At 36.7% G+C, this 7,053-nt stretch carries 6 protein-coding genes and 1 rRNA gene; 6 read left to right on the plus strand and 1 reads right to left on the minus strand.

Annotated elements, in window-relative coordinates; all coding sequences use genetic code 11:
• Nucleotides 1–12 precede the first annotated feature (12 nt).
• The 6 genes from pstS (at nt 13) to ACXR6G_RS16525 (ending at nt 6,433) form a co-directional block, all read left to right on the plus strand.
• Entirely contained in the window at nt 13–1,077 is a 1,065-nt protein-coding gene (gene pstS / locus ACXR6G_RS16500; protein ID WP_458362549.1) for a phosphate ABC transporter substrate-binding protein PstS, read from the plus strand.
• A gap of 185 nt (nt 1,078–1,262) precedes the next feature.
• On the plus strand, nt 1,263–2,117 hold the full coding sequence (pstC, locus tag ACXR6G_RS16505; RefSeq protein ID WP_458362550.1) for a phosphate ABC transporter permease subunit PstC: 855 nt from the start codon (nt 1,263–1,265) through the stop codon (nt 2,115–2,117).
• 15 nt (nt 2,118–2,132) lie between these two features.
• Nucleotides 2,133–3,026, plus strand: coding sequence for a phosphate ABC transporter permease PstA (gene pstA, locus ACXR6G_RS16510; protein ID WP_458362551.1), 894 nt, complete (start codon nt 2,133–2,135; stop codon nt 3,024–3,026).
• Entirely contained in the window at nt 3,008–3,814 is an 807-nt protein-coding gene (gene pstB / locus ACXR6G_RS16515) for a phosphate ABC transporter ATP-binding protein PstB (RefSeq protein ID WP_458362552.1), read from the plus strand. The genes pstA and pstB overlap by 19 nt, the downstream gene beginning before the upstream one ends.
• A gap of 360 nt (nt 3,815–4,174) precedes the next feature.
• Nucleotides 4,175–4,873 (plus strand): phosphate signaling complex protein PhoU, encoded by a 699-nt coding sequence (phoU, locus tag ACXR6G_RS16520; protein ID WP_458362553.1) that lies wholly within the window; start codon nt 4,175–4,177, stop codon nt 4,871–4,873.
• 258 nt (nt 4,874–5,131) lie between these two features.
• Entirely contained in the window at nt 5,132–6,433 is a 1,302-nt protein-coding gene (locus tag ACXR6G_RS16525; RefSeq protein WP_458362554.1) for a M18 family aminopeptidase, read from the plus strand.
• A 430-nt stretch (nt 6,434–6,863) separates the two neighbouring features.
• On the opposite strand, the gene rrf is transcribed toward ACXR6G_RS16525, so the two are convergent.
• Nucleotides 6,864–6,974 (minus strand): 5S ribosomal RNA (gene rrf / locus ACXR6G_RS16530).
• Nucleotides 6,975–7,053: the final 79 nt, after the last annotated feature.

A 7,053-nucleotide genomic window follows, 5' to 3' on the forward strand; every position in this document is an offset into this window, starting at 1 on the left:
AAAGACAATAGAATGAAAAAGTTTCAATTACTACTAGTAGCTATCATTTCGATTTCAATGATGACATCATGTGGGAATTCTGGTAAAAAACAGAATAGCGAGAAAAAAGCTAAAGCTTTAACAGGTGCGGGAGCAACTTTTCCACAACCTTTTTACAACACAATATTCAAAACTTACACCAAGTCAAAAGGTCTTTTGGTAACCTACGGTGGCATTGGTTCTGGTGGCGGTATTCGAAGTTTGAAAGATAAGATTGTAGATTTTGGCGCAACAGATGCCTTCCTTTCAGATAAAAAACTGACTGAAATGCCAGGTGATGTATTACATATTCCTTCTTGTTTAGGAGCTGTTGTGGCTGCCTACAATCTTCCTGGAAAACCAGAGTTGAAATTCACATCTGAATTGATGGAAGGTATTTTCATGGGGAAAATAACAAAATGGAATGACGAGAGAATTGCAAAAATAAACCATGATGCTCAACTTCCTGATTTAGCGATCACGGTTGTTTACAGATCAGACGGAAGTGGAACAACTTTCATCTTTAGTGATTATATGAGTAAGGTAAGCTCGGAATGGAAAGAGCAGATTGGAGCTGGTAAAGCATTAAAATGGCCTGTCGGTTTAGCAGCTAAAGGAAATCCGGGTGTTGCCGGAACAATCAATTCTACTTTAGGTGCTATTGGTTATATCGGATCAGAGTATGCTTTTGCACAAGGTATTCCAGTTGCTAGTATTCAAAACCAAGCTGGTAATTTCATTAAGCCTTCTGTTGCCTCGGTAAGTGATGCAGCTGCTGGAGACATTCCAAACGATACCCGTGTCACATTAACCAATACAAGTGCTGAACAAGGTTACCCAATCTCAAGTTTCACATGGTTGATAGTTTACAAGGAGCAATCTTACAATGGCCGAAGTAAAGACCAAGCCATGCAAACCAAACTTCTTTTAAAATGGGTTCTTGGACAAGAAGCACAGAAACAAACGAGCAAAGTACATTATGCACCTCTTCCTGAAAAGGCTGTTTTAAAAGCTCATAAAATCTTAGATCTGATTACCTATGACGGTAAAGGATTATAAAAAAAAACGATTAAAACACAAAGAGGTTCAGAGCAGATCTATGTTTTTCTATTGATAAGTTCACCAAAAGAAACCTTGTTTTGGACCTCTTCTTTCTTTCAAACGAAATTCGTTTGAACACGATTACAACTACAGTTGCTTTGAGATCTGTTTAAACTCATTACAACTGACCACAGAATTATAGAATGAAAAGTGAAAGACTGTTTCAGTATTTTTTAAAATTAAGTGGCGTTTTGATTCTTATGGTGGCTCTAGGAATTATAGCCACTCTAATTATAGGATCAATACCAACTTTCAAAGAATTTGGTTTTGGTTTCGTCTATTCCTCTGAGTGGAATCCTACTGAGGGGCGAGAAAGTTATGGAGCACTTCCATTTATAATTGGGACAATAGTAACTTCCCTATTAGCCTTAGCTCTAACTTTTCCTTTTGCCTTTTCTATAGCCTTATTCCTAGGCGAATATTTTAGAGAGGGGCGAATGGCATCCATCTTAAAATCAATGATTGATTTATTGGCTGGAATTCCATCAGTCGTTTATGGCTTGTGGGGTTTTTATACAATAAGACCCATCGTCGTCGAATTAGGATTAAACGCTCAGGGCTTTGGAATTTTCACATCGTCATTCGTTTTAGCTATCATGATTATTCCCTATGCTTCCTCTTTGAGTGCTGAAGTTATAAATATGGTGCCTTCAAACTTAAAAGAAGCAGCATACTCCTTGGGAGCAACGCGCTTTGAGGTGGTTAAAAATGTGATTATTCCCAATGCAGGATCTGGAATCTTTGCCGGATTCATTTTAGCATTCGGTCGAGCCATAGGAGAAACAATGGCTGTAACCATGCTAATTGGTAATTCAAACAACATTCCAACGAATCTATTCGATTTAGGAAATACGATGGCCAGTTTAATAGCAAACCAGTTTGGAGAAGCCGATGGACTAAAATATACCTCGCTCGTAGCAATGGGACTTTTACTATTTGTCCTTACGGGGATATTAAATTTATTGGGTAAGATGATCATGAAAAAATTCATAGCCTAATTAAGCTCAGAACACATGAATATTTCAAATTCTATATCGCAACAAAAGCTCAAATGGCGCATATTTAACGACAAGTTATTTAGTATTGTCATGATGTCCTTGGCTTTTATCTCGGCATTACCTTTATTATCGATACTCTATCAACTCGTAAAAAAAGGCTACAAACAAATACGTTTAAACTTTTTTATTGAAGTTGCTCCTGATACCATGGAGGCAATGATGGCTAAAGTAAACCACGAAATTATTCCTGGAGGTATCGCAAATGGTATCGTTGGAACACTCATTATTGTTGGAATGGCTTCGCTTATTGCTATCCCACTGGGTTTAATCTGTGGCATTTATCTATCAGAAACATCAAAAGGTAAAATGGCAGGCCTTGTTCGTTTTGTTGTTGATATGCTTCAAGGCGTTCCATCCATTGTTTTGGGTGTTATCGCATACATTTGGATTGTAAAACCTGTTACCTCAGGCTTTTCAGCTCTGGCTGGTAGTGTTGCTCTTTCAATCATGATGTTACCGTCTATTGTCAGATCAACCGAAGAGACTCTAAAAATGATACCATCAACTTTAAAAGAAGCAGCATTATCATTAGGAGTGCCTTATCATCGAACAATATTTAAAGTCCTCCTTCCTACAGGAATGAGTGGTATTTCTACCGGAATCATACTTGGTATATCTAGAATTGCAGGAGAAACGGCTCCACTTATGCTGACTGCATTGGGTAGCTCAGCCATCAATTTAGATATGACACAACCGAGTAGTGCCATCCCCTTACTTGTTTGGGAATTTTATAATGATCCAAACCTTATCGATTTAATTTGGGGAGCCTCATTAATTCTTCTCCTTATTATTTTTCTTTTGAATCTAGGAGCTAAAGCAATTGCAAAAAAATGGAAAGTACAATACTAAATAAAGAGGATGATAGAATCATCCGAATAGAATCTCCACTTCTAAACATCGATGAATTATCAGTGTCGTATGGAGGAGATAAATATTCTATCGACAAAGTTTCTGCAGGTATTCAAAAAAACAAGATAACTGCCATCATGGGACCTTCGGGATGTGGAAAAAGTACACTCTTGAGAGCGATCAATAGAATGCACGAACTTTATCCTGAAACACATCATAAAGGAAGCATTACATTGGGCGGAGAGGATATTTACAAAACAAATCCTATACAATTACGACGTAAAATCGGCATGGTATTTCAACGTCCTAATCCATTTCCAACTATGAGCATCTATGACAATGTGATAGCCGCTTATATTTTAAATGGAATTAAACTAAAACGTTCTGAAAAGGATGAGATAGTTGAAAGATCTCTTCGTGAGGTTGGTCTTTGGGATGAGACAAAAGATGCCTTGCACAAAAGAGGAACTTTCCTTTCTGGAGGGCAACAACAGCGTTTATGCATTGCACGAGCTTTAGCCTACACGCCTGAGGTCATCCTTTTGGATGAACCAACTTCGGCACTAGACCCAATAGCTACAGCTAAGATTGAAGATCTACTCGTAAAACTAAAGAAGGATTATACCATCATCTTAGTCACGCACAATATGTCGCAGGCTGCACGTATATCTGATTATTCAATGTTTATGTATCTGGGTGAATTAGTAGAGTATGGTAAAACCAAGAATATGTTTACGACACCTAAAGATGAACGAACTGAAGCCTATCTAACAGGCAAGTTTGGTTGATAAACAATAGTGCCCTAAATATTTTATTCATGTTATGTGTTTTATTGCTAGCGATATATTTAAGACTGATAACAGGATGAAGTGGTTCTTTTTGAGGTCATCCAAATATGGCCTCTTTTTAAAAGTTTTTCGTTTTACGAAAGCTTTAGAAAGACCGGGAAGTTGAGAACTTTGTTCGAAAATCACCCGGCCGCACTTAAGCTTGAGGCAAATAAGGAAGATATTTTAAAAGCAGCCTTGATCTTTTTTGCTTCGTTTTTTGGATCAAGCCAAAAAATGAAGTCTGGTTTGGGCGAAGCACCAATTTATTAGGACAGGATTGATTGATAAACTAAGTTGTAACTATTAAATTCAAAAAAGATGTCGATAAAAAAAGATAAAAAATTCGAAGGGATAAATAAAGATTTCCAAAAAATGAAGTCACTATTGTATGAGCAGTTCGAAACACTGGAGAATGTCATACTAACCGGTCTGGACGCTCTTTCAAAAAAGGAACTAGAAACTTTTTCCAAAAATGAAACAAAGCTCGATCAGTTAGAATTAAAGATGAGCCACAATATTATTCAAACCATCGGGCTTCAACAACCTATGGCTAGCGAACTACGTCAGCTCATTTCATATTTACGAATGCTAGGTGATATGGAGCGAATAGGGGATCAACTGAATAATATTTTACATTTTTTCATGGATTTAACGCCAAAACAGTTGCCTGAAAATCAGAAAGAATCCATACACAATATGTTTGATATGAGTCTAATTATGGTGAGAAAGGCTTTAGACTCCTTCGAAAACGAAGATTACGAAACGGCCATTTGGACAATTCAGAATGATGACGTCGTTGACGATATGCAACGCAAATTAATTAAACGAATGCTTAGAAAAAGTACACCTCCTGGTGTAGCTGTAGAAGATGTGACCAATATCCTTAATTTTGGGAGTATTTTAAATAGCATTGAGCGTATTGCCGACAATGCCACCAATATTGCTGAAGCATCCATATACTATCAAAATGGAACTGATCTTCGTCATAAAGATATAACCGAGACAGATGAATCTTAAGTCTTCATTACAACAAATTATCAAAACACTTTTTCCACGCGGAGAAAGTGTTTTTTTATTTCAATACTATGGTCATATTCTCAAATTTATGAAGTCTTATTAGACTGATAATAAAGTATCAAATCATCTTAGAGATTAAAAGCAAAACAGTTTATTATTTGTAAGAAATAATATAGTTTTGAGTTTCAATTAAGAAACAACTAAGTATTCTATATCACAAGCATTTGATATGGAACTTAAACCTAAGAAATAAACACTATGAATCTGGAAAAGCAACAAGCTCAGGAACTAATCGATTTTATAGATCGCAGTCCTAGCACATACCATGCAGTCAACAATGTTAGAGAAGAATTAGTTGAAGCTGGGTTTCAAGAATTAGATCTTCGTGAAGAATGGACTATCAACAAGGGTGGTAAATATTTCACAGGAAAAAATGGTTCAGCAATTTTCGCCTTCACAATTGGAGAAGGAGAAATTGAAGAGGAAGGTTTTCAATTAGTATGTGCCCATAGCGATGCTCCAGGTTTCAAGATTAAGCCTAATCCTGAAATTACTGTTGAAGGAAACTACATTAAACTAAACACTGAGGTTTATGGTGCTCCAATTCTAAGCACTTGGATGGATCGTCCACTTTCTATCGCAGGTCGAGTTTGTGTACAATCAAACGATCCACTTAATCCAGAACACTTATTCGTTAAGATAGATCGTCCATTGATGGTGATTCCAAACCTTGCTATTCATTTAAACCGTGAAGTTAACGAAGGTGTTGCTCTAAACAAGCAGAAGGATATGCTTCCTTTACTTTCGATGATCACAGATGAGATGGAAAAGGAAAACTGTCTAATCAATCTTATTGCTGAAGAGTTGAAAATAGATGCTCAGTCTATCGTTGATTTTGATGTAACATTATTTGAAGTTGAAAAAGGAACTATTTTCGGATTAAACGAAGAGTTCATCTCATCTCCTAAATTAGATGATTTGGCTATGGCACATGCTGGCTTAAAAGCATTGCTTGATTCAAAAACAACTAACAAAACACAGATGCTAGCTATTTTCGATAACGAAGAAGTTGGTAGTGTAACAAAACAAGGAGCGGGATCTCCTGTATTACGCCATCTTTTGCAGCGTATCGTTTATAAGTTAGGTAAGAATATGGAAGATTTCCATAGAGCTATCTATAGTTCATTTATGATTTCTGCAGATATGGCTCATGCCGTTCATCCTAATATTTCAGAGAAGCACGATCCTACTAACCGTCCATTCATTAATAAAGGGCCAGTTATTAAGATTCATGCCAACAACAAATATACAACTGATGCAGATTCAGGAACAGTATTTGAAACACTTTGTAAAAATGCTGAGGTGCCTTACCAAAAGTTTGTGAACCGTTCCGATCTAGTCGGAGGTAGTACTTTAGGTAATGTTTCAACTGGTCAAATCGATATTCGTACAGTTGATATAGGAAATCCAATGTTTGCTATGCACTCTGTTCGCGAAACAGGAGGTGTTAAAGACAATGCTTACATCAGACAAGTATTCTCATACTTCTTTAGTTTGTAATCTATCGGTTTAGAATTTAATTCTAGACAATCAAATACAAAACAGGCCTTATTTGCATCAAGCAAATAAGGCCTATTTTTTTTAATCCATCAAACATATCTCCCTAATACTTATTAGAATTTAAGACGCTTAAAGGTCGGCATCGACCAAATATTCATATGAGCACATTCAAGAAATACTTATATCAAAAGTATTTTTGAGGAGGTTTTGAGCGGGCTTTGTCAGTCTGCCGTAAGGCGTGCTACAGTTTCAACTACAGAGAGAAAACTAGGATCAGACTGACTTGATTTTTTGCTTACTTTTTGATCTAAGCAAAAAGTAAGAGCCCAGCGGCTTGAGCGAAAGTTATAAAAGCATCTCAAAAATTAAACTTAGTTCGCATTATCACATAAAAAAAGCGTCTTGCTTCGTTAGAAACAAGACGCTTAAAGGTCGGCATCGACCTACTCTCCCACCTTTCGGCAGTACCATCGGCGCTAATAGGCTTAACTTCTCTGTTCGGGATGGTAAGAGGTGGAACCCTATTGCTATAGATACCTGAAATTGTCATCAACACTAGGGTTGATTTATATTTTTAATTCAAATAGAAACCTTATTCCTATTGAATGTACTTTAATCTA

It is taken from the genome of Ancylomarina sp. YFZ004 (assembly GCF_054254355.1).

What these genes read in the sequence shown, in the direction of transcription:
- pstS (WP_458362549.1), top strand. Translation starts at nt 13, where the DNA reads ATGAAAAAGTTTCAATTACTACTAGTAGCTATCATTTCGATTTCAATG.
- pstC (WP_458362550.1), top strand. Translation starts at nt 1,263, where the DNA reads ATGAAAAGTGAAAGACTGTTTCAGTATTTTTTAAAATTAAGTGGCGTT.
- pstA (WP_458362551.1), top strand. Translation starts at nt 2,133, where the DNA reads ATGAATATTTCAAATTCTATATCGCAACAAAAGCTCAAATGGCGCATA.
- pstB (WP_458362552.1), top strand. Translation starts at nt 3,008, where the DNA reads ATGGAAAGTACAATACTAAATAAAGAGGATGATAGAATCATCCGAATA.
- phoU (WP_458362553.1), top strand. Translation starts at nt 4,175, where the DNA reads ATGTCGATAAAAAAAGATAAAAAATTCGAAGGGATAAATAAAGATTTC.
- ACXR6G_RS16525 (WP_458362554.1), top strand. Translation starts at nt 5,132, where the DNA reads ATGAATCTGGAAAAGCAACAAGCTCAGGAACTAATCGATTTTATAGAT.